Origin of the sequence: Salinicoccus sediminis, from assembly GCF_000986795.1 — a bacterium.
GTDB lineage: Bacteria > Bacillota > Bacilli > Staphylococcales > Salinicoccaceae > Salinicoccus > Salinicoccus sediminis.
The window spans coordinates 492918-515513 of the sequence record NZ_LAYZ01000001.1; the positions used below are offsets into that span (position 1 = coordinate 492918).

General features: G+C 49.8%; 20 protein-coding genes. 2 read left to right on the plus strand and 18 right to left on the minus strand.

Going from position 1 to position 22596, the window contains the following annotated elements; genetic code table 11:
- The first annotated feature begins 206 nt into the window (after positions 1-206).
- Positions 207-884, plus strand: coding sequence for a ribonuclease HIII (gene rnhC / locus WN59_RS02525; RefSeq protein ID WP_046512037.1), 678 nt, complete (start codon positions 207-209; stop codon positions 882-884).
- Positions 885-922: 38 nt separating this feature from the next.
- Here rnhC and pheT read toward each other — a convergent pair whose 3' ends face one another.
- The 4 genes from pheT to WN59_RS02545 all read right to left on the minus strand — a co-directional run bounded on the left by pheT (position 923) and on the right by WN59_RS02545 (position 6482).
- Entirely contained in the window at positions 923-3328 is a 2406-nt protein-coding gene (pheT, locus tag WN59_RS02530) for a phenylalanine--tRNA ligase subunit beta (protein WP_046512039.1), read from the minus strand.
- Positions 3315-4382, minus strand: coding sequence for a phenylalanine--tRNA ligase subunit alpha (gene pheS / locus WN59_RS02535; RefSeq protein WP_046512042.1), 1068 nt, complete (start codon positions 4380-4382; stop codon positions 3315-3317). Before pheS ends, pheT begins: the two co-directional genes overlap by 14 nt.
- A gap of 286 nt (positions 4383-4668) precedes the next feature.
- Positions 4669-5415 carry a TrmH family RNA methyltransferase gene (locus WN59_RS02540; protein WP_052747237.1) on the minus strand — a complete coding sequence of 249 codons (747 nt, stop codon included), beginning with the start codon at positions 5413-5415 and terminating at the stop codon, positions 4669-4671.
- On the minus strand, positions 5409-6482 hold the full coding sequence (locus WN59_RS02545; protein ID WP_046512045.1) for a M42 family metallopeptidase: 1074 nt from the start codon (positions 6480-6482) through the stop codon (positions 5409-5411). Before WN59_RS02545 ends, WN59_RS02540 begins: the two co-directional genes overlap by 7 nt.
- Before the next feature lie 152 nt (positions 6483-6634).
- Between WN59_RS02545 and WN59_RS02550 the strand changes: the two genes are divergently transcribed.
- The gene (locus WN59_RS02550; RefSeq protein WP_046512047.1) at positions 6635-6907 is read left to right on the plus strand and encodes a hypothetical protein; all 273 of its coding nucleotides are present in this window, start codon (positions 6635-6637) and stop codon (positions 6905-6907) included.
- A 56-nt stretch (positions 6908-6963) separates the two neighbouring features.
- Here WN59_RS02550 and rplT read toward each other — a convergent pair whose 3' ends face one another.
- The 14 genes from rplT to icd form a co-directional block, all read right to left on the minus strand.
- Complete coding sequence (gene rplT, locus WN59_RS02555; protein WP_046512050.1) at positions 6964-7323, minus strand: 50S ribosomal protein L20; 360 nt, start codon at positions 7321-7323, stop codon at positions 6964-6966.
- A gap of 24 nt (positions 7324-7347) precedes the next feature.
- A complete protein-coding gene (gene rpmI, locus WN59_RS02560) occupies positions 7348-7548 on the minus strand; it encodes a 50S ribosomal protein L35 (RefSeq protein WP_017549071.1) in 201 nt (66 codons plus the stop codon).
- Between the two features lie 17 nt (positions 7549-7565).
- The gene (gene infC, locus WN59_RS02565) at positions 7566-8099 is read right to left on the minus strand and encodes a translation initiation factor IF-3 (protein WP_046512818.1); all 534 of its coding nucleotides are present in this window, start codon (positions 8097-8099) and stop codon (positions 7566-7568) included.
- 211 nt (positions 8100-8310) lie between these two features.
- Positions 8311-10239, minus strand: coding sequence for a threonine--tRNA ligase (gene thrS, locus WN59_RS02570; protein ID WP_046512054.1), 1929 nt, complete (start codon positions 10237-10239; stop codon positions 8311-8313).
- A 310-nt stretch (positions 10240-10549) separates the two neighbouring features.
- Positions 10550-11476 carry a primosomal protein DnaI gene (gene dnaI / locus WN59_RS02575; RefSeq protein ID WP_046512057.1) on the minus strand — a complete coding sequence of 309 codons (927 nt, stop codon included), beginning with the start codon at positions 11474-11476 and terminating at the stop codon, positions 10550-10552.
- Between the two features lie 5 nt (positions 11477-11481).
- Positions 11482-12837: a replication initiation and membrane attachment family protein gene (locus WN59_RS02580; protein WP_231577069.1), complete on the minus strand. Its 1356-nt coding sequence runs from the start codon at positions 12835-12837 to the stop codon at positions 11482-11484.
- The gene (gene nrdR, locus WN59_RS02585) at positions 12821-13294 is read right to left on the minus strand and encodes a transcriptional regulator NrdR (RefSeq protein WP_046512064.1); all 474 of its coding nucleotides are present in this window, start codon (positions 13292-13294) and stop codon (positions 12821-12823) included. Before nrdR ends, WN59_RS02580 begins: the two co-directional genes overlap by 17 nt.
- A 97-nt stretch (positions 13295-13391) precedes the next feature.
- A complete protein-coding gene (locus WN59_RS02590) occupies positions 13392-14411 on the minus strand; it encodes a glyceraldehyde-3-phosphate dehydrogenase (protein WP_046512067.1) in 1020 nt (339 codons plus the stop codon).
- An 85-nt stretch (positions 14412-14496) separates the two neighbouring features.
- On the minus strand, positions 14497-15087 hold the full coding sequence (gene coaE, locus WN59_RS02595; protein ID WP_046512070.1) for a dephospho-CoA kinase: 591 nt from the start codon (positions 15085-15087) through the stop codon (positions 14497-14499).
- 4 nt (positions 15088-15091) lie between these two features.
- Positions 15092-15961, minus strand: a complete 870-nt coding sequence (mutM, locus tag WN59_RS02600) for a bifunctional DNA-formamidopyrimidine glycosylase/DNA-(apurinic or apyrimidinic site) lyase (protein ID WP_046512074.1) — start codon at positions 15959-15961, stop codon at positions 15092-15094.
- Positions 15962-15969: 8 nt separating this feature from the next.
- Complete coding sequence (gene polA / locus WN59_RS02605; RefSeq protein WP_046512076.1) at positions 15970-18573, minus strand: DNA polymerase I; 2604 nt, start codon at positions 18571-18573, stop codon at positions 15970-15972.
- Between the two features lie 122 nt (positions 18574-18695).
- Positions 18696-20273, minus strand: coding sequence for an AbgT family transporter (locus WN59_RS02610; protein WP_046512821.1), 1578 nt, complete (start codon positions 20271-20273; stop codon positions 18696-18698).
- A gap of 92 nt (positions 20274-20365) precedes the next feature.
- The gene (gene mdh, locus WN59_RS02615; RefSeq protein ID WP_046512081.1) at positions 20366-21298 is read right to left on the minus strand and encodes a malate dehydrogenase; all 933 of its coding nucleotides are present in this window, start codon (positions 21296-21298) and stop codon (positions 20366-20368) included.
- Between the two features lie 29 nt (positions 21299-21327).
- Positions 21328-22593: an NADP-dependent isocitrate dehydrogenase gene (gene icd, locus WN59_RS02620; protein WP_017549083.1), complete on the minus strand. Its 1266-nt coding sequence runs from the start codon at positions 22591-22593 to the stop codon at positions 21328-21330.
- Positions 22594-22596 lie beyond the last annotated feature (3 nt).

Here is a 22596-nt window from a genome sequence, read left to right on the forward strand (position 1 = left end):
TAAAAAGCTTTACTGATGCCATCCTGCCACCCTTCGCCCTGAACCTGCAGATCCGGGGGACACAGGACCTCATATTAATATAAATGTATAATAACACATAGTCTCCATCAATTTAATAATACTATAAAAATTGATGAAATCAAAAAATGCCGTGTTACAATCATTAATGAAGGAAAGCAACTACATTCTCAAAAGGAAAGATGACAATGAACTATGACACTATGAATGCAATAGGAAGCGATGAAGCCGGAGTCGGCGACTATTTCGGCCCGATGACGGTTTGTGCCGCCTATGTGCCGAAAGACAAAATCGCTCTGCTCAGAGAGCTCGGAGTGAAGGACTCCAAAAACCTTTCAAACGGTACGGTGGACCGCCTTGCACGGGAAATCATCCATATCGTGCCCTACTCACTCGTCGTCCTTGACAACCCCTCCTACAATAAAAAGATCGATGAAGGCTGGAATATCGTAAAGCTGAAGGCGGTGCTCCATGATCACTGCATACAGAAAGTCCATGAGAAAATGGAACAGCCGGATGATCTCGAGGCAATTGTCATCGACCAGTTCACAACAGAAAATGCCTACCGCAAATACGTGCCGGATCCGTTCCGCCCGGATCTGATCCATCAGGAGACGAAAGCCGAATCAAAATCCATCGCCGTCGCCTGCGCCAGCATTCTCGCACGCAGCAGATACCTCGAGCAGATGGCCAATCTCAACCGTTCACTGAAGCGTGATGTGCCGCGGGGGGCAAGCAAAAAGACGGACCTCTTTGCGGCAGAACTTGCCGAACGGCGCGGAATGGCGTTCGTCGACTCCATTTCAAAGAAACACTTCAAATCCAGGGAGAAGGTCAGAGAGCTGCTGGATAAAAAATACAGCTAGACTAATAAAACCAGATGCAGAAGCATCTGGTTTTACTTTTATCTGATTTCAGCGCCGTTCTCTTCCAGCGCTTTCAGTACAGGTGTGTGCACCGCTTCGATCTCTTCATCGGTCAGCGTCTGCTCTTTATTGAGATAAGTGAGACGGAGGGCAAGGGATTTCATGCCTTCTGCAACGTTATCCCCTTCATAGACGTCGAACACAAAGACATCCTCGAGATATTTACTGGCAGCCGTCCTTACCGTCTGAATCAGTTCGTCCGCCGTCACCGAGCGTTCCACAATCAGTGCAACATCGCGCGTGATTGTAGGGTATTTTGAAAGCTGTTCGTAGACGATGATACCGTTTTTCACATCCAGCAGCCGGTCGATATTGATTTCGAATACCGCCGTCCTGTTGAGGTCATTGTCTTCTGCAAACTTCGGATGCAGTTCGCCTGCAAAACCGATCTTTTCTCCGCCCAGATGTATATCGGCCGTCCGTCCCGGATGCATTTCTTCATACCCCTCCGTCTGGCGGTAGCTGATGTTATCAGCCAGACCGAGTTTTTCAAAAAGGCTGTCCGCGATGCCTTTGGCGGCATAGAAGTCCGCCGGCACGCTTGCGCCGAGCCAGTCGGTACGGTTCATCTCTCCGGTCAGGATGCCGCCGAGCATTTCAATTTCCTCCGGCTGGTTCCCCTCTCCCCTGGAGACGAAGACCCTGCCCAATTCATACAGCTGGACATCCTTCTGCTGGCGGTTCGCATTGTACACCGCATTGTCTATCAGATGCGGAATCATGCTGTTCCTTAAAACGGCGTGATCTTCACTCATCGGCATCAGGAGTTCAAGTCCTTCCGTCCGGTCAGTGAACTGTTTCGACTTCTCCCTGCTGGTCAGTGCATAGTTGATCGCCTGGGACAGACCGAGCGCCTCAAGCTGGTGCCGGATGATGCGGACTTTCTTCTGTTCGTCCGTAAGTTTGCCCGGCGTGATCACGGAATATTCCGGAAGGGAGGACGGCAGTGCATCATAGCCGTAGATCCTTGCAACTTCCTCAGTGATGTCTTCACGGATCTTCAGATCATCCCGCCTTGAAGGGACTGAAATGCTTAAGCTTCCACCATCGGTTTTTGCCTCAAGCCCGAGCCTGGATAATGACTCTGCGATTTCCGCAACAGAAAGCTCCATGCCGAGCCGGCTGTTTATGAACTCTGCCGTTACCGTGATTTCACTGTCCTCAAGATCCAGTTCACCGTCGGACACCACTCCGCCGATAACTCTGCCGCCGGCATATTTTTCAAGGAGGTAGGCCGCACGGTCCAGCGCTTCGGGTACGAACTCATGGGAAACGCCTTTTTCAAAACGCGCGGATGCTTCACTGCGCAGGTTCAGCCGGTTACTGGTCTTTCTGATGGATACGGGATTGAAAAGTGCGGACTCGATGAGGACATTGGTTGTGCTTTCCGTGACCTCGGAGAAAGCCCCGCCCATCACGCCGGCAAGGGCGATGGGTTCTCTGCCGTTCGTAATCACGATGTCGCTGTCCATGAGGCTGCGTTCTTTGCCGTCCAGCGTCGTCATCTTTTCATCCTGCGAAGCAAACCGCGTCACTATGCCATCAGAGCCGATCTTATCACGGTCGAACATGTGGAGCGGCTGCCCGAATTCAAGCAGCACATAGTTTGAAATATCGACCACGTTGTTGATCGGACGGATACCCGCCTTGATCAGGCGGATCTGCATCCACACAGGCGCCGGTTTTATTTCTACATTTTTGACGAGACGGGCGCCGTAATATGGCACTGCGTCCGCATCTTCATTTTTGATGCTGAATGCACCGTCGCCGTTATCCGCATGCTCTGTCAAAGGACTCCCGGGGCGGGAGACCTCCCCGCCGAAAAGCGCACGGGTTTCATAGGCTGCACCCGCCATGCTGAGCGCATCCTTACGGTTTGGCGTCAGATCGAAGTCCATCACCTGATCATCGAGATACAGTGCAGAGAGGGCATCCGTACCGATATTCTGATCCCGGTTGAAGATGAAGATGCCATCCTGGTATTCCTTCGGCACATAGTCCTCCGGAATGCCGAGTTCCTCAAGGGAACAGATCATCCCTTCAGACACCTGGCCGCGCAGCTTTGCACGCTTGATCTTTATGCCGCCGGGTAGCCTGCCGCCGACTTTGCTGACGATCACATATGAGTCCGCCCTGACATTCGGTGCCCCGCATACGATCTGACTGGTCTCTTCACCGGTGTTCACCCGGCATACTTTCAGCCGGTCTGCCTCGGGATGCTCCTCCACGGATTCGACATAGCCGACCACAAGGTTTTTTATGCCTTCCGTATAGTCGATCACTTCATCCACTTCGATGCCGCCGCGCGTAATCTTCTCGGACAGCTCATCGATGGAAACATCGACCGGTATCCACTCATTCAGCCATTCTTTAGATACTTTCACTTTGGTCCCCTCCATCTTCCATTGCTTTGAACTGATTGATGAATCTCAGATCATTGGTGTAGAAATTCCTGATATCCTCGATGCCGTACTTGAGCATCGCGATCCTGTCCGGTCCCATGCCGAATGCAAAACCTGAATATTCATCCGGATCGAATCCGGCCATCTCAAGTACATTCGGGTGCACCATGCCGGAGCCGAGGATTTCTATCCAGCCCGAGCGCTTGCATACGTTACAGCCCGCGCCTTTGCATTTGAAGCATGAAATATCCACTTCGACACTCGGTTCCGTGAACGGGAAGTAGCTTGGACGCAGCCGGATTTCCCGGTCCGGGCCGAACATTTCCTTGGCGAACAGTTCGAGCGTACCCTTCAAATCGCTCATATGGATATTCCTGTCGACCACCAGCCCCTCGATCTGGGTGAACTGATGGCTGTGGGTCGCATCGTCACTGTCCCTTCTGTACACTTTCCCGGGGCAGATGACCTTGACCGGCCCCTGCCCTTTCCTCGCCTGCATCGTACGGGCCTGTACAGGGGAAGTATGCGTACGGAGCAGGATATCCTCGGAAAAATAGAAGCTGTCCTGCATATCCCTTGCCGGGTGGGACTTTGGCAGATTGAGCGCCTCGAAGTTGAAATAGTCCGTTTCAACTTCATAGCCTTCGGCAATCTCGTAGCCGAGGCCGATGAAGAAGTCCTCGATATCCTCTATCGTACGGCTCAGCGGATGGGGGCTGCCCAGTCTGAAAGTCCGGCCGGGAAGCGAAACATCGATCGTTTCCTCTTTGAGCCTGGCCTCGAGCGCTTCGTTTGCAAGCGCCGTCTCCTTCTCTTCGATCACCGAAGTGATATGCGAACGCACTTCATTGACGGCGGCGCCGTATGCCGGGCGGTCTTCATTTGAAAGGTTCTTCATCTCCTTCATCAGGCCTGTCACTTTCCCCTTTTTACCTAAGTATTCGATTTTCAAATCCTGCAGGGATTTCTTATCCGCAACTGTTTTCACTGCATCATCGAATGCGTTCTGAATTTCTGAAATTCCGCTCGTATCCATCTTTCCAACTCCTCGTAAAATAATAAAAACCCCGTCCTCTAACACAAGGACGGAGTTTTCCGCGGTACCACCTGATTTTCTGCACACAAAGGCACAGACACTTCACGAATATAAGGGATTCACCCTCGCTTCAATCAGCCAGGTGAACCCTGGTCCCCTCCGTGTGCCCCATTGCAGTCTGTGTACGGCACTCCCTGATACGGAATTCTGGACCATTTATGTCCGGCTTCAGGCTGAAGCTGTTTATTGGTCTTATAAAGTAATTATAAATCAAAGCACCGAAAAATCAAGCTTGGAAATGATGCATGAGTATTCCGCCGGCGATGCCGACGTTCAGACTCTCGCTCTTCCCGCTCATTCCGATCCTCACTCTTCTGTCGGCGGCGTCAATGACATCGCTGCCTACGCCGCTGCCTTCATTGCCCAGTATGAGCATGAGCGGGCCGTCCGGAGTCCCTATGCCATCAAGCGGTTCCGCATCAATCAGAGCGGTGGCGAGGACAGTGCCTTCGAATGCTTTCGCGGCCGTTGCCGCCTCCCTGATTTCAATTCCGACATGGAAGGTGCTTCCCTGCGCGCTTCTGAGCACTTTTTCACTGAAAGGATCGGCAGTATCCGGCGACAGCAAAACCCTGTCGAAACCGAATGCATCAGCAGTGCGGATCAGCGTGCCGAGGTTTCCGGGATCCTGGACATTGTCGAGGGTCAGGACCCTCTGGCCGGAGGACGCCGGCGGGACATACGACACCTGGGCGACGATGCCCGGCGGTGTTTCGAGCTGTGAAAGTGACCTCATGACGTCGCCGCTTACAAACATCAGCTCCAGATCTCCGAGGTCAAGGTGTGCATGCTCATAAGCTTCATGCAATATCACTGAATGGATTGTCTGGCCGTGTTTTACCGCCTCTTCGACCAGGTGCTCCCCTTCTGCCAGGAAACGGCCGGTCCGGCTGCGGTATTTCTTTTTATGGAGCTTCCGCAGGTCCCTGACCTTGCGGTTTTCTTTTGATGTAATGATTTCCCTGTCTACCAAATGATCTCTTCCACCTTGCTGTCATCGAGCGACCTGACAATTTCCGTCACCAGTCTGACTGCGTTGTTGTAATCCTGCCTGTTGAGGATGGACACATTAGAATGCATGTACCTGAGTGGCACACCGATCGACACTGAAGGCACACCCTCGTTCGATACATGGAATGCACCGGAATCCGTACCGCCGCCGGTGATTGCCGACCACTGTACGGGGATGCCCTTGTCCTTCGCCACTTTCTCAATGTGGCGGCGGAAGCCGACATGCCCGATGTTGGAGCCGTCGAGCAGCAGTACCAGCGGACCGTCGCCCATCTTGCCCGTGCCGTCCTTCTCACTCATGCCCGGCGTGTCCCAGGAGATGCCGACATCAACTGCAATCGCCAGATCCGGCTTGATCTTATTCGCAGCGACTTTCGCACCGCGCAGGCCGACTTCCTCCTGCACCGTCGCGCCGCTCACAACGTTGATGTCCACATCCTCATCTCTGATCTGCTCAAGCACTTCGATTGCCAGGCTGCAGCCGAACCTGTTGTCCCACGCCTTCGCCAGCAGATAGTCTTTGTTCGCCATTTCTGTAAAATCACAATGCGGTGTAATCTGATCACCCGGTTTTACACCGGCTGCTTCAGCTTCCTCTTTGGATGCCACACCGATATCGATGAACATCTCTTTCATGTCCACCGGCTTTTTGCGGGCTTCCGCACTCAGGACATGCGGCGGTTTGGAACCGATGACGCCCGTGAGCACACCTTTGTCGGTAATCACATTCATGCGCTGGGACAGCATCACCTGGTTCCACCATCCGCCGACCGGTGTGAACTTCAGGAACCCACTGTCGTCGATCTGCGTCACCATGAAGCCGATTTCATCAAGATGCCCGCCTATCAGCAGCGTGCGGGATCCACTTTTGGCATTGCGTTTGCCGAACAGGCCGCCCAGATTATCATTGACCAGTTCGTCACTGACAGGTTCAAGATATTCTTCCATCACTTTTTTGACATCATACTCAAAACCTGAAATTCCGTGAGCATCAGTCAGACTTTTCATCATCGTCAATTGTTTGTCCATAATCAGTCTCCTATCCTTCGTTTTAAGATACTTTCATTCTATCATAAATTATTTCAGTTCCCGTAATAAAAACCATATTGGTATAAATGTTTGCAATAAGCTGATATTATTCTATTATAGCAGTAACAAAAGTTATCCTAGGAGGCATGGCAATGATAGATATAGAATTATCCAGAGTGGAAGAATCCGGAGAACAGACCGTCGTTAAACGCAATACTTTCGAAGATGAAAAAGAAGCTGAAGAAATCTATAACCTGCTGACGGACGACTATGCAGATCAGACCCTTCCTTTCTTTGACAAGGGCGAAAAGCTCATCAGGCTCGACATTCTGCCGCAATCCGCCGAGGAAGTGAAAAAGCACCAGAAGGAATGCTATTTTGAATATTCCGAGGACCTGCTCGGCAAACTGCAGAACAGGATATGATGAAAAAATGCCCCTTGCCAGGTCAAACCGGCAAGGGGCATTTTTCATATATATCATTATTTTTCCAGTGCGCTTTTAGCCTGTGTTGCAAGCTCGGCAAATGCTTTCTCATCGGAAATTGCAATCTCTGAGAGCATTTTTCTGTTGATGTCGATGCCTGCAGTTTTAAGTCCGTTCATCAGACGGCTGTAGCTGATGTCGTTTTGACGTGCAGCTGCATTGATACGTGAAATCCAGAGTCTGCGGAATTCACGCTTAGTGTTGCGGCGGTCGCGGTAAGCGTACTGTCCGGATTTTGTCACCTGTTGTTTGGCAGTTCTGTAAAGAGTACTCTTCGCACCGAAATATCCTTTTGCCTGTTTCAATACCTTTTTACGTCTTTTACGGGACGTCAGTCCATTTTTAACTCGAGCCATGATTGGTCCTCCTTGTTCAGTCGATTATTTCATGTTTGATAGTAGTTGTTTAAGACGCTTCTGGTCGCCTTTTGATACGAGTGTCGCTTTTCTCAATTGACGTTTCTGTTTAGTGGATTTGTTTGCAAACAGGTGGGATGTGAACGCTCTGTTGCGTTTGAATTTACCAGTTCCTGTACGCTTTACGCGTTTAGCATATCCTCTGTGGGTTTTCATTTTTGGCATGGGATTCAACCTCCGGTTTATTGATTTTTGTCGATGATTGGTGCAACTACGAGGAACATTGAACGGCCTTCCATCTTGGGCCTCTGTTCTACAGTAGCGACTTCGGAAAGCTCATCTGCGAAACGTTCCAATACTTTGCGTCCGATATCTTTGTGTGTGATTGCACGGCCGCGGAAACGGATGGAAACTTTGACCTTGTCCTCTTTGGAAAGGAATTTTTTCGCATTCTTAAGCTTCGTGTTGAAGTCATGGTCTTCAATGGTCGGGGAAAGCCTGATTTCCTTGACGTTGATGACCTTCTGCTTCTTGCGCGCTTCTTTCTCTTTACGCTGCTGTTCGTACTTGTACTTGCCGTAGTCCATGATGCGGGCAACTGGCGGCTTGGCGTTCGGTGCAACAAGCACGAGGTCCTGTTCGACACGGTCCGCCATCTCCTGGGCTTCCTTCTTCGGCTTGATTCCGAGCTGGGAACCATCCTGTCCAATCAGCCTGACTTCTTTGGCGCGGATTCTATCATTGATAAATGTCTGATCCTTTGCTATCTTTGACACCTCCATAAAGTTTGAAGACGAACAAAAAAGGCGGGCACATTATGCGCCCGCCATCCGACATGAAGACGAACAGACATCTCTGCCTGCACATCTCTTCTGTACTAACCCGTTCGCTGCATTGGTGCGCTTGCGGGTGAGAAGCGGGTCGCTTCTTCTTGTCCGTTCTTATCAACTCTTAATATATTACACTAACTTCAGGAATCTGTCAACGCTATTTTTTCAACCGGATTTCATCAACCAGTTTCCAGACGAAATCCTCCCTGTCATAGGAGTTCTGGTCCTGTTCGCCGTATTTACGCACGTTGACCTGGCCCTCCTCTATCTCCTTGTCACCGATGACCACCTGATACGGGACTTTCCGCATCTGTGCTTCGCGTATCTTATAGCCGAGCTTTTCATTCCGTTCGTCAATGCTGATCCGGATCCCCTGGCTTTTCAGTTCATCCTGGATGCTCCTCGCATATTCATAATGAAGGTCCAGGTTGACCGGGATGATTTCCACCTGTTGGGGTGCCAGCCACAGCGGGAATGCTCCCTTATATTCCTCAGTGAGGAATGCGACAAAGCGTTCCATGGTAGAGACGACACCGCGGTGGATGACCACCGGACGGTGCAGTTCACCGTCACTGCCGACATAAGTCAGATCAAAACGTTCAGGCAGCAGGAAGTCTAGCTGCACAGTCGAGAGTGTCTCTTCCTTGCCGAGAGCAGTCTGAACCTGGACATCCAGTTTCGGACCGTAGAAGGCAGCTTCCCCTTCCGCTTCAGTGTACTTGAGGTCCATTTCGTCAACCGCTTCTTTGAGCATGGATTCAGCTTTCTCCCACATCGGATCATCATCAAAGTACTTTTCAGTGTCTTCCGGATCACGGTAGCTCAGACGGAATGAGTAATTTTCGAATCCGAAGTCCTCATATACGTCTATGATCAGCTGGACGACCCGTTTGAATTCCTCCTTGATCTGATCCGGACGGACGAAGACGTGGGCATCATTCAGTGTCATTCCGCGTACACGCTGCAGACCGCTGACCGCCCCGCTCGCTTCATAGCGGTGCATCATGCCGAGTTCAGCAATGCGGATCGGCAGTTCACGGTACGAGTGTTTGTCGGATTTGTAGATCATCATGTGATGCGGACAGTTCATCGGACGGAGGACCAGCTCCTCGCCGTCCATGTCCATTGTCGGAAACATATCTTCCTGATAATGTTCCCAGTGCCCGCTCGTCTTGTACAGATCGACATTGGCCATGATCGGCGTATACACGTGGTCATAGCCCATCGAAACCTCTTTATCAACGATGTAGCGTTCTATCTCCCGCCTGATTGTGGCGCCGTTCGGCAGCCACAGCGGCAGGCCGGCGCCTACAAGCTGGTTGTTCTGGAACAGTTGCATGTCCTTGCCGATGCGGCGGTGATCACGCTCTTTGCGTTCTTCAAGGATATTCATATACGCCTTCAGATCCTTCTTGTCGAAGAAAGCTGTGCCGTAGATGCGCTGCAGCATCTTGTTGTCGCTGTCCCCGCGCCAGTACGCGCCCGCTGTGCTGAGGAGTTTGAACGTTTTGATCTTGGAAGTCGACGGTACGTGGACTCCGCGGCAGAGATCGGTGAATTCCCCCTGGGAGTAGACGGTGACCATCTCGCCTTCCGGAATCGCATCGATCAGTTCGAGTTTATACTCGTCATCCTTGAAAAATTCCTTCGCTTCTTCCCTTGAAATTTCATGACGTGTAATTTCAACATTTTCATCAACGATTTTCTGCATCTCTTTTTCAATTTTCGGGAAATCGTCAGATGAGATCTTTTCGTCCATATCAAAATCGTAGTAGAAACCTTCCTCTATGACCGGCCCGACACCAAACTTGACGTCGCCGTAGAGACGTTTCAGTGCCTGCGCCATCAGATGGGCGGTCGAATGCCTGAGGACTTCAAGCCCCTCTTCGCTCTTGTTGGTCAGAAGCTCGAGTTCACTGTCTGTTTCGATCGGCCTTCTGAGATCGTACATCTGTCCGTCGACCTTGGCGGCCACAGCCGCTTTGCGGAGCCCCGGACTGATTGACTGCGCAATCTCTTCGGCAGTGACGCCGCGGTCGAATTCTTTTACATTCCCATCAGGGAAACTGATCTTAATCTCGCTCATTCCACTCTTCCTCTCTTTTACTGGATCCTGAAAATGAAAAACCGCCCCTCTGTGTATAGAGGGGCGGTTTTTACCGCGGTACCACCCTGATTCACGGGATTGCTCCCGCCTTCAGCCGGATATAACGGTCCGGATCCGGCCGGGTATTAACCGGCATGCAGCAAGGTAGTAACCATAGCGGTCTTATATGCATGTCTCAGCAAATCATGCATTCTCTTAAATGAGACTTGGATACGGTATTGTCCTTGGATTTAACTAATGAAATTATAATTTTATTATACTCGATTCATTTTCCGTTTTCAAGCGTCAGCTAATTCCTGTAGTTTTTGCCATGGAGCTGCACTTCCTCGCACAGCGATCTGATGCGCTCAAGCATCCGCATCGCCTTCGTCTCCTCCACCCCGTTCTCTTTCGTACGGCTGTATCTGTACTCGAGGTCGTCCATTGAATAGTTGGAGCTGATGAAAGTCGGCAGCCCCTCGACCATCCTGTAATGCAGTATGCCGGTCATCACTTCATCCCTCACCCATGGTGTGACATCCTCCGCGCCGAGGTCATCAAGCATCAGCACCTGTGCATTTTTGATGGTATTGAACTTTTCGTCTGTCGTGCCGTCCTTGAAGCCGGCTTTCAGGTCACGGATGATTTCCGGCACATAGACGATCATGGATGAGATGGATTTCTCCTTCAGCTCATTGGCGATGCACCCGAGCAGGTAGGATTTTCCTATGCCGAAACTCCCGTGTATATAAAGTCCTTTTGCATCCGCGCCTGCACTGATCGCCTGGCTACTGGATATCGCCTTCCGGATGACCTCCTGGCGGTTGGAGTCGGGGTCGAGAAAAACGGTGTCAAAGGTGGCATCCTTCACATCTTTCGGCACGTGATAGGATTCTATCATGCGTTCACGTTCCCGGAAAGCATCCTCTTTCTTCTTATTCGGGCATACAGAATAGATGATGTGGATCCGTCCGCCCCGCACGTCTATGGACGGCACATAACCTTCCGGATGGTTGATGCAGTTTGCGAGGGAACCGCATTTTTCACATGCCAGCGACTGCTCGGTGTAGCGTTTCAGTTGCAGCATGTCATTGCGGATCATTGTGCGCGTAATTTCGACATCGCTGTTTTCGATGAGCTCGATGATTCTCGGATGGCGGATGAGCTCTTCATACAGCTTGTCATTATTCTCTTTTATCTTTTTTGAGTTTTTTAAGAACTGGTTAATGGGTTCCATTTGAATCACCTGGATTTTCTGAATTCCTCTATCATTTTTTGAAGCTCCGGATCATCTTTGGCCGTTTTCTGCGGCGTCTGATCCTCTGTTTTCTCTTTGCTGTCAGTTTTATGTTTACGGTTTTCCTTCTGTTGCCCGCCGCTCATCCAGGACGGCCGGCGTTCACCCTGCCGTTCCCTGTAACTGTATTTCTGCGCCGCCCGCTGGGAGGCGTTTTTCTTCTGCTGTCTGAAGTCCATGATGGACTGGTAGGCGTCTTTTGCCGACATGATGCCCTTTTGTTCCCAGTCTTTGGCAATCTTCATGGTATACGGGTAATTCAGGTCCCCCTGCTTCTGCTGGTAGACGTATTCGAGCAGCAGGTTGATCACGCCGTTCGGCAGTGCGGTTTTTGCGATGATGTCCGTGACCAGCTTGAGATCCTGCTCACTCGGGCTGAAGCCCCTGATGTCATTCAGCCGGTCCAGCGGATTGATGTTTTCCAGGCTGTCAATGTAGGAGGAGCCGCCCCCCTCATTCTCCGGAGGTTCATCTCCTTTGCGGAGTTTCGGCAGCCGGCTGCCATTCTCTTTCTGATAATACCTTCTCGCTTCGTATTTCAGCTGCTCTTTGTCAATACCCGCATACTGGGTCGTTGACGACAGCAGTATCTGCTTCACATCATAGGCGTTCAGACTAAAGAGTGCACTCAATTTGACAATCAGCATGCGCACCTCTTTGGTGAAGAATGCCCTGTCGATTTTTGTCCCCTTGAGATGTGTGTAGAGGACATCGAAATCAAAGTCGTCAAGATCCATATTCGGTCCGAAGGAATGATTTTCTTTACGGAAGCTTTCCTGCGGCACACTGAAGCCCTCCGCACTGCCGGAAGTGAACACCTCTGTGAATTTGCGCGTCACTTCGGAAATATTTTCCGGCATGGCAGGATAGATGAGCCTCTCCTTTTTCTTCCTGTAGGCATCCGGGCCGACCGTATTGTATAAATACAGGCTCAGCATGGGATCTTTGAAAAACGCCTCGGGGGAAAGCGGCAGCAGCACTTCATAGATGAACAGGTCATCGTGGTCTTCATTGGATACAAAAGTCCTGATGAGTCCGATTGCTTCGAGCTTTTCCAGTTCACCTGAAAACTTTGACAGCGCCATGCCGAACTCGTCCATGATTTCTCTGTGGAAGCGTACAGCAAGCGGTTCATAATGGGATGCCGATTCATTCATATATATATAGACCATCGACGCTTCCGCATTGATGAGGGGCAGGTAAAGTTCATTGATCACATCCAGATGATGTGTACAAAGCCTCGTCGGCCTGTATATTATAAATTCCGTGTTCGGTTTCAGCCGGTCATTGAAGTTCATCATCATCACTGCCTTTGGCAAGGTGTTTCAGCGTATCCATCAGCTGATCTATATCTTTGAATTCTTTATACACAGAGGCAAAGCGCACGTAGGCAACCTGGTCGAGTGTAATCAGCTCATTCATGACAGACTCGCCGATTTCATTGGAGGTGATTTCAGGTTTGTTCAGGTTCCTGAGGGCAGCTTCTATATTCCCTGTTCTCTTCTCCAGTTCTTCGTATGGAATCGGACGTTTCTCACATGCTCTGAGCAGACCGTCCATAACTTTTTCACGGCTGAAAACTTCTCTTGTGCCATCTTTTTTTACAACAACGAGCGGGGAGAGCTCCATCCGTTCAAAAGTTGTGAAGCGGAATCCGCAGTTTTCACATTCCCTGCGTCTTCTGATGGCGGAGAATTCATCGGTATGCCGCGAATCGATCACTTTGGAACTGGGATGTCTGCATGTTGGACATTTCATATAATCACCTCATGGTTCGGGGTTCGATACTTCATTATAATATAACATAAGAAAAAAAAGAAGAAACCGAAGTTCCTTCTTAAAAATTACAATATGATCAGGCGTTGCTGACAAGGGATTTTGACAGGATTTCTTTTGCAAGGTCAACGACACGCGTGGAGTAGCCCCACTCATTATCATACCAGGCAAGCACTTTGACTTTGTTGTCATCCATTACCATGGTGAGCGAACTGTCGATGATGGAACTCCTGCTGTCGGTATTGAAGTCGCTGGATACGAGCGGGTCGCCGGAGACACCCAGTATGCCGTTCATCTCACCGTCTGCATACCTTGCAAAAGTCGCATTGACCTCCTCTTTTGTCACATCCTTATCCAGGTCGACAACGAGGTCTACAAGTGAAACGTTGGAAACCGGCACACGGAGCGCGAGACCATGAAGTTTGCCTTTGAGCTCCGGCATCACTTCACCCAGGGCCTTGGCTGCACCTGTGGATGTAGGGATGATATTGTCGCCGCATGAACGTGCTCTCCTCAGATCCTTATGCGGGTTGTCAATGTTCTTCTGGTCATTAGTATACGCATGGACGGTCGTCATCAAACCGTTTGTAATCCCGTATTCATCGTTAAGGATTTTTGCCACCGGCGCGAGACAGTTCGTTGTGCATGAAGCATTGGAGAAAATATCATACTTTCCGGCATCGAGTTCCCGGTCATTTACCCCGAGGACAATCGTCTGGACATCTCCGCCTTTGGATGGTCCTGTAAGCAGAACTTTCTTTGCGCCCGCCCTGACATGGGCATCCGCTTTGTCACCATGGTTGAAAGCGCCTGTCGCTTCGATTACAAGGTCTATGCCGAGGTCTCCCCACGGGAGATTTTCCGGATTCCTTTCGCGGGTGATAAGAATTTCCCTGCCGTCTACGATCAGCTTGTCATCCGCAGGCTCAACGCGTTTGGACCATCTGCCGTGTGTCGTATCATAATTGATGATATGCGCAAGCGTCTCAGCCGGATAACTCGCGTTCACAGCCACGAGATCAAGCTCTTCAGATTCTGCAGCAATGCGGAAAACCATTCTTCCAATTCTACCCAAACCATTAATTGCAATTTTTTTCATGACAATCGCCCCTTAATGCTATACTTATTTTTATTTAGTATAACACATTAGGAGACAGTTTAAAGCAGAAATTGTGAAATTATAGTCACTTTTCAATTTTAGCCAGGAATTGTTCTATCTGTTCATAGAGGTTTTCCCGGGAACCGCTGTTGTCAAGGACATGGTCACTCCGGTCCCTCTTCTCGGATAATGGCATCTGGCTGCCGATCCTGCTCTCTGCTTCCGCCCCGCTCAGACCGTTCCGCTCCATCAATCTCGACTTCTGGGTCGATTCGTCGACATATACCGTCAATGTTATGTCACATTGATCGTCCAGCCCGTTTTCAAAAAGAAGGGGGATATCGAGGAATACATGATTTTCCTTTAGAAGCCTGTCCCTTTCCTCATTCATCATCCTGCGTATTTCCGGATGGACGAGTCCGTTCAGCACTTTGCGCCTGCGCGGATCACTGAAGATGATCGAACCGAGCTTCTGACGGTCTATTTCACCGTCCGGTGCCAGGATATCCTCCCCGAATGCTTCGATTATTCCCGGGTATGACGGTCCGCCCTTGGCGGTCGCCTTCCTCGAGAATTTATCCGCGTCGAGCACGGGATATCCCCTGTCTTCTATATAGGCCGATGCCGTCGATTTCCCGCTGGCGATCCCGCCGGTAAGTCCAATGATGCTGTTCATATTATCACCTCTGGCATTTTGTGCAGTAGAACGTATTACGCGTTGCAATCACTTTTGTCTTCACGTCGCCGCCGCAGCATGCGCATTTTTTTTTCTGATATATTTTGAAACGATCCTGCATGCTTCCGCTCTGTCCCGAGACGCCCCTGTAATCCGAAATGGTCGACCCTCCGCTCCGGAGGGAGATTTCAAATACGCGGACAATCTCTTCATGCAGTTCAGCAAGGCGTTTTACAGACAGACTGCCTGCCTTTTTAGTCGGCAGTATCCCCGAGGCGAATAAAGCCTCTGAAGCATAGATATTACCGACACCGGGGATGACAGAACTGTCCATGATGACCGCTTTTATGGTTTTTTTGGCATTTGCCCCCTCTCTTGCCTTTTCCAGAAAATGGGGCAGGCTTTCCGGCGCGGTATATTCAGGAGCCATGCGACTGAAAGGGGCAAAGTCAGCGAGTCTGCCTATGATGCTCATCTCACCGAATCTCCTGATGTCACAATATGAGAGGAGACGTCCGTCGTCGAGAGCGAACAGTACATGCCAGTGCTTTCTGTAACTCGCATTCTCTATTTCTTCAAGCGAGTCTGTTATGAAAAACGCACCGGACATTCCCAGATGGCCGATCATATGAAATATTTCCCCGGATTTTTCCAAAACGAAGAAGAGGTATTTCCCCCTTCTCCCGACTTTGAGTATGACGGCACCCGGCAGGGATTCCCTGAACTCTGGAAGCTCCTGCTTGATGATTGTCCGGCGCCCTGATCCATGACCTTTGTAAACATAATCCGATAATTCGATATTCTCTATTGTTCTGCCTTCCACATTTCGTGAAAGTTCTCTTTTGACCAATTCAACTTCCGGCAGTTCCGGCATATTTTCACCTACTTCACTTCATACCAATCTGTACCGTATCCGTATTCCACTTCAAGCGGCACGCTCATCTCCATCGCCTGCTCCATGATTCTTCTGATGACGGGGATAAAATCCTCCACCTGATCTTTTGGAACATCGAAGATCAGTTCATCGTGGATCTGCAGAAGCAGTTCAGCATCGAATTCCTGCGCCTCTTTTGAATTTGCGTATTCCACCATCGCAAGCTTGATGATGTCTGCAGCACTCCCCTGTATCGGCGAGTTCATTGCTGTGCGCTCTGCAAAGCTCCTGGCATTGAAGTTCCGGCTGTGGATATCCGGTATATATCTTCTTCTGTTCATCATCGTCTTGACATAGCCGTCCCTTTTGGCGTCCTGCACAATCGAGTGCATGAATGCCTTGACCTCAGGGAATGAATCGAGATAATTGTCTATGAATTTCTTGGCTTCTTTTCTTGTTATACCAAGGTTCTGGCTCAGTCCATAGTCACTGATGCCATAGACGATTCCGAAGTTGACCGCCTTGGCATTCCGCCTCATAAGAGAAGTCACATCCTCTTTTTCAACCCCGAACACCTCCATCGCCGTCTTCGTGTGGATGTCGGTATTTGAAGTGAAGGCATTGATCATCGTTTCATCCTGTGTAATGTGTGCAAGCACCCTGAGTTCGATCTGTGAATAATCAAGTCCGAGAAGCACATGGTTGCCGTCCTTCGGTACAAAGGCTTTCCGGATCCGCCGCCCCTCTTCAATGCGGATCGGGATATTCTGCAGATTCGGTTCAACCGAAGACAGACGCCCCGTCTGGGCAAGTGTCTGGTTGAAACGCGTATGGATCCTGCCGTCATCCTTCACCTCCCCCTGCAGCCCGATGACATAAGTCGACTGCAGCTTTGAGAGCGTACGGTAATCCAGCAGATACTGGATGATTTCATGTTTGTCCTGAAGCTGCTCCAGCACATCCACTGCTGTGGAATAGCCTGTTTTCGTCTTTTTGATGACAGGAAGCTCCAATTTTTCAAATAGTACCACTCCGAGCTGCTTCGGTGAGTTTATATTGAACTCCCCGCCGGCGAACCCGTGGATTTTTGCCTCTATTTCATCCAGCCGCTCCTGTATTTCCGTTTCCATCTCAACGAGTCTTGAGGCATCGACGGTAATCCCTCTGATTTCCATTTCTGCAAGCACTTTTGAGAGCGGGATTTCGAGGTCTTTCCATAAATCATACATTTCGTCCTCCCTCAGTGCCTGGATTACCTTATCCTTCAGCACATGGACTGCCATCACTTTGGAGTTTAGGAACTCCACCCGTTCCTCATGCGCCGGATTTTTGGCTTTTTTCCCTTTGCCGTAATGGAAGTCATCGCTGTCGATTGAGATATCAAACTGTCCGGCAGTTTCGGCGACGTCAAGGATTTTCCGTGATGGATCCAACAGGAAGCTCGCAAGCATGACATCCGAGGTGAAGTCATTGAAGGTGACACCAAGCTGCCTGAAAAGGCCTGTCTGACGTTTCAGATCGTATACGTTGATGCTTTTCCTTGTGGCGAGGAAAGCTTCCAGCTGATCAGCTTCAATATCTTCCGTGCGGGTAATGAAAGTCCTTTCCCCGTCAGTGGCTGCGAGGTATTCAGGCGGAGTGAACAGATAATTGGCCGCATTCACCTCCAGGTGCAGGGATACTTCCCCGCCCAGTTCATCGATGGTTTCCACAAGCACATCATCGAATACAATTTTGTCTTCGGCCTCATTCGCCTCCATGTCACCAAGCAGGGATTCAAATTCCAGCTCTTTGAACAGCTGATACTTCTCTTCCTCACTGTCATCCGAAAACGCCAGATCTTCCAGAGTGAAGTCAAAAGGCACTTCCCTGTGTATAGTAGCGAGCTCCTTGCTCATCAGGGCTTCATCCCTGTAATCTGTCAAGTTCGCCTTCAGCTTCTTTCCTCCGATTTCTTCAACATTTTCAAGTACATTTTCAACTGTCCCATATTCAGCAAGCAGTTTCAGGGCAGTCTTTTCCCCTACACCCGGAACACCTGGAATATTATCGGACTTGTCGCCCATAAGACCTTTCAGATCAATGATCTGAAGCGGCTTGAGCCCGTACTGTTCTTTGATGAAATCCGGATTGTAGAGATCGATGTCTGAAATTCCTTTTTTAGTATAATAGATGACCGTGTTATCGCTCGCGAGCTGCGTAAGATCCTTATCACCCGTGATGATGATTGTTTTGAAATCCTCATCGGCATCCGCCTGACGGCTCAGCGTGCCGATGATATCATCCGCTTCAAACTCCTCGATTTCATATCTTTTAATACCGTATGCATCAATCAGGCGGCGGATCGGGGCAAGCTGCTCGCCGAGCTCCGGCGGCATTTTCTGGCGTCCGCCCTTATACTCCTTGTACTGCTTATGCCTGAATGTGGATTTGCCGGCATCGAAAGCCACAAGGAAGTGCGTGGGTTCCTCATCTTTGATGATTTTTTCAAGGAGGCGCGCGTAGCCGAAGATCGCATTCGTGTGCAGGCCGCTCTGGTTACTGAGCAGCGGCAGTCCGTAAAATGCCCTGAAAGCTACGCTGTTGCCGTCTATCAGAATTAGTTTTTTCATGGAAAATGCCTACTTTCTTTTAGAATCCGTTCAAAAATTTCATTGCTCCTCATATATGGATTATACATTTGCCCCCTGTATTAATCCATTGAAAAAGACACAGCCAAAGCTGTGCCTTTTTGTTAACCTGGATAGTGTATTGGTGAATCCGGACCGAGCGGAAGTCCAAGCAGTGTCCAAATGACAAGCATAATCATCCAGAATATGAAGAAGCATATGGAGTACGGAAGCATTACTGATATCAGCGTTCCGATACCGATGTTCTTGTCGTATTTCTGTGCAAAGGCGATGATGATCGCGAAATACGTCATCAGCGGTGTAATGATATTCGTACTGGAATCAGCAACACGGTAGGCCATTGTCGTAAGTTCCGGTGAATATCCGAGCTGCATCAGTATCGGCACGAAAATCGGTGCCATCAATGCCCATTTCGCACTCGCACTGCCGATGAACAGGTTGATGAACGCTGTCACCAGCATGAATCCGATGATGAGAGGTATACCTGTCAGCTGCAGGCTGTCCAGGATCTGCGCACCATATACACCGATGACGATACCAAGGTTCGACTCTGTGAAGTATGCTACGAACTGGCCGGCTGCAAACGCCAGAACGATGAACATTCCCATGGAAGCCATTGTGTCGGACATCTGATTCGCAACATCTTTATCATTCTTGATGCTCTTCGTCACCATTCCGTAGACAATCCCCGGTATGAGGAAGAGAATTGCGATAATCGGTACAAGAGAACTCATGAACGGTGACTGGATGATCGTATCCATGTAGTTCCCTGCTTCATCCGGACCGCGCATCGGCGAGTTCGGAAGCACGACCAGAAGTGAAGCGAGAATAAGGCTGACTACGATGGAAACACCTGCCCAGACCATGCCTTTCTTTTCGATCGGACGAAGTGTCTGGATTTCCTCTGCATCGGCAAGAGTATTATTTTCATCGTTCTCATCCAGCTTGAATGCACCGAGACGCGGCTCGACAATCTTATCAGATACGAACCAGCCGACCAGCGTCAGCAGGAAAACACTTGTGGCGATGAAGTACCAGTTGAAGGCAACGTTCATCGATTCTGCATATGCAGGATCGATGACAGCTGCCCCTGCAGCGGACAGTTCCATCAGCATTACATCTGTACCGCTTAACAGCAGGTTGGCTGAGAAGCCGCCGGAAACCCCTGCGAATGCCGCAGCAAGACCGGCAAGCGGATGCCTTCCAAGTGCCAGGTACAGCAGTGCACCAAGCGGCGGCAGCACGACATAACCTGCATCTGACGCAACAGATGACATGATACCGGCGAAAACGAGTCCCCCAGTAATCAGGCTTTTAGGGATTGAAAGTACAAACCCTTTCAGCACTGCACCGATCAGGCCGGATCTCTCAGCAACCCCGATACCGAGCATCGTGACAAGCACAACACCAAGCGGTGCAAAGTTGATGAAATTATCCGTCATGCTCTCGAATATGTAGCTGATTCCTTCTGCATTCAGAAGATTTGTGACTGCGACTGTCTCATTATCCTCCCCGGGATGTTCGACAGTGACTCCACTCATTGAAAAGATTGCAGATGCAACGAGTGTCAATATTGCGAGTATTGCGAATAAAGTTACCGGATGTGGAAGTTTATTGCCAAGCCACTCCACAAAGTCCAGGAACTTCTGAAAAAAACCATGATTCTTTTTACCATTTTCCATTTTCAAAATATTCCTCCCATTAAAACAAATGAAAAAGTCACCATCAAGGTGACTTTTTTCAGTATAATATTCCAATTCACTTTTTTCAAAGATTATTTTAGAACATTCATTACATTAATCACTGAGTCTCTCGATTTATCAAGTTGTTTTCTTTCATCATCGGTCAATTCTAGTTCGATGATCTTTTCTATGCCGGCTTCACCGAGCACTGTCGGCACTCCGAGATAGAGGCCGTCATATCCGTATTCGCCTTCAAGATAGGCGATGGAAGGCAGGACGCGTTTCTGATCTTTCAAAATGGCTTCCGCCATCTGTACGAGGGCTGCCGCAGGCGCATAATAGGCCGATCCGCTGCCGAGAAGATTCACTATTTCAGCGCCGCCTTTGCGCGTGCGTTCAATGATGCTGTCTATCTTCTCCTGATCCAGCAGTTCTGTAAGAGGCACGCCCCCAACGCTCGAATAACGGATCAGCGGCACCATGTCATCCCCATGTCCGCCCAGGACGAAGCCCTGCACATCCTTGACCGAAAGGTTCAATTCCTCGGCCACGAATGTTCTGAAACGCGCTGTATCAAGCACTCCGGATTGACCGATGACCCTGTGTTTCGGCAGTCCGGATTCTTTATACACTGTATAAGTCATCGCGTCCACCGGATTTGTCAGGACGATGATGGTACAGTCCGGGGAATGTTTCACAATATCACGTGTTACAGCAGCCATGACTTTCTGATTCGTCTTGACGAGGTCATCACGGCTCATACCGGGCTTGCGTGCAATTCCGGCTGTGATTATGACAATATCGGAACCACTAGTGTCCTCGTAGTTGCTCGTACCGGTGATTTCTGCATCCACCCCCAGCACAGGCGTCGCTTCCATCATATCCAGAGCCTTCCCTTTCGTCGGGCTTTCAGATTGTGGAATGTCTACAAGAACAATATCACCGAGCTCCTTTGCCGCAGCGATAAAAGCTGTAGTGGCACCGGTGAAACCGGCGCCGATTACAGATATTTTCCTTCTTTCCATCTGTACACTTCCTTTGTAAACAAAGTGAATTACATATTTTTGATGAGTTCATCTCCGAATTCTGAGCATTTCACTTCTTTGGAATTGTCCATGAGCCTTGCAAAGTCATATGTGACGACCTGGGAAGCAATCGTCTTCTCCATCGCTTTTGTAACGAGGTCAGCCGCTTCCTGCCAGCCGATGTGCTCAAGCATCAGTACACCTGAAAGAACGACAGATGAAGGGTTCACTTTATCCAGACCGGCGTATTTCGGTGCAGTTCCGTGTGTCGCCTCGAAAATCGCATGGCCTGTCTCATAGTTGATGTTCGCCCCCGGTGCAATGCCGATTCCACCGACTTGCGCAGCAAGTGCATCGGAGATGTAGTCTCCGTTCAGGTTCATGGTAGCGACGACTCCGAAGTCTTTCGGACGTGTCAGAATCTGCTGGAGGAAGATGTCGGCAATTGCATCCTTGATGATGATCTTGCCTGCGGCTTCAGCCTCTGACTGGACTTTATCGGCTTCTTCCCTGCCTTTTTCCTCCACGATCTTGTCGTATTCCTTCCAAGTGAAGACTTTATCCCCGAATTCGCGTTCAGCAAGGTCGTAGCCCCATGCTTTGAATGCACCTTCTGTAAATTTCATGATATTGCCCTTGTGGACAAGTGTTACTGAAGGACGGTTGTTGTCGATGGCATAGTTGATTGCAGAACGCACAAGACGTTCAGTGCCCTCTTTGGAAACCGGTTTGATTCCGATGCCGGAAGTTTCAGGGAAACGGATATTTTTAGCGCCCATTTCATTCTGAAGGAAATCGATCACTTTCCTGACTTCGTCTGTACCTTCCTGGAACTCGATGCCTGCGTAGATATCTTCTGTATTTTCACGGAAGATTACCATGTCAGTATCTTCAGGACGCTTGATCGGTGAAGGCACACCTTCAAAGTATCTTACCGGACGCAGGCACGTGAACAGGTCAAGTTCCTGTCTGAGTGCCACGTTCAGCGAACGGATGCCGCCGCCGATAGGCGTAGTCAGAGGACCTTTGATCGCGAGCAGGTATTCATCGATTGTTTCAAGTGTTTCCTTAGGGAGCCATTCGCCGGTTTTGTCGAATGCCTTCTGTCCCGCAAGCACTTCTTTCCATTCGATTTTCTTTTCGCCGTTGTATGCTTTTTCCACAGCTGCATCGAGCACTTTGCTTGCAGCACTCCATATGTCAGGACCGATGCCGTCCCCTTCTATGAATGGAATGACAGGGTTATCAGGTACATTCAGTACACCGTTATCAGTAGTGATTTTTGAGCTTGCCATAAT

Bases quoted from the DNA above. Each gene is read 5' to 3' on its own strand.
- polA (WP_046512076.1), bottom strand. From the start codon at position 18,573: ATGAAAAAACTAATTCTGATAGACGGCAACAGCGTAGCTTTCAGGGCA.
- coaE (WP_046512070.1), bottom strand. From the start codon at position 15,087: ATGAACAGCATCATTGGACTTACCGGCGGGATCGCCAGCGGGAAATCG.
- WN59_RS02545 (WP_046512045.1), bottom strand. From the start codon at position 6,482: ATGGACAAACAATTGACGATGATGAAAAGTCTGACTGATGCTCACGGA.
- WN59_RS02590 (WP_046512067.1), bottom strand. From the start codon at position 14,411: ATGAAAAAAATTGCAATTAATGGTTTGGGTAGAATTGGAAGAATGGTT.
- pheS (WP_046512042.1), bottom strand. From the start codon at position 4,382: ATGGATACGAGCGGAATTTCAGAAATTCAGAACGCATTCGATGATGCA.
- rpmI (WP_017549071.1), bottom strand. From the start codon at position 7,548: ATGCCAAAAATGAAAACCCACAGAGGATATGCTAAACGCGTAAAGCGT.
- mutM (WP_046512074.1), bottom strand. From the start codon at position 15,961: ATGCCGGAACTGCCGGAAGTTGAATTGGTCAAAAGAGAACTTTCACGA.
- WN59_RS02580 (WP_231577069.1), bottom strand. From the start codon at position 12,837: ATGATGAACTTCAATGACCGGCTGAAACCGAACACGGAATTTATAATA.
- nrdR (WP_046512064.1), bottom strand. From the start codon at position 13,294: ATGAAATGTCCAACATGCAGACATCCCAGTTCCAAAGTGATCGATTCG.
- dnaI (WP_046512057.1), bottom strand. From the start codon at position 11,476: ATGGAACCCATTAACCAGTTCTTAAAAAACTCAAAAAAGATAAAAGAG.
- rplT (WP_046512050.1), bottom strand. From the start codon at position 7,323: ATGGCTCGAGTTAAAAATGGACTGACGTCCCGTAAAAGACGTAAAAAG.
- mdh (WP_046512081.1), bottom strand. From the start codon at position 21,298: ATGGAAAGAAGGAAAATATCTGTAATCGGCGCCGGTTTCACCGGTGCC.
- thrS (WP_046512054.1), bottom strand. From the start codon at position 10,239: ATGAGCGAGATTAAGATCAGTTTCCCTGATGGGAATGTAAAAGAATTC.
- rnhC (WP_046512037.1), top strand. From the start codon at position 207: ATGAACTATGACACTATGAATGCAATAGGAAGCGATGAAGCCGGAGTC.
- WN59_RS02610 (WP_046512821.1), bottom strand. From the start codon at position 20,273: ATGGAAAATGGTAAAAAGAATCATGGTTTTTTTCAGAAGTTCCTGGAC.
- WN59_RS02550 (WP_046512047.1), top strand. From the start codon at position 6,635: ATGATAGATATAGAATTATCCAGAGTGGAAGAATCCGGAGAACAGACC.
- icd (WP_017549083.1), bottom strand. From the start codon at position 22,593: ATGGCAAGCTCAAAAATCACTACTGATAACGGTGTACTGAATGTACCT.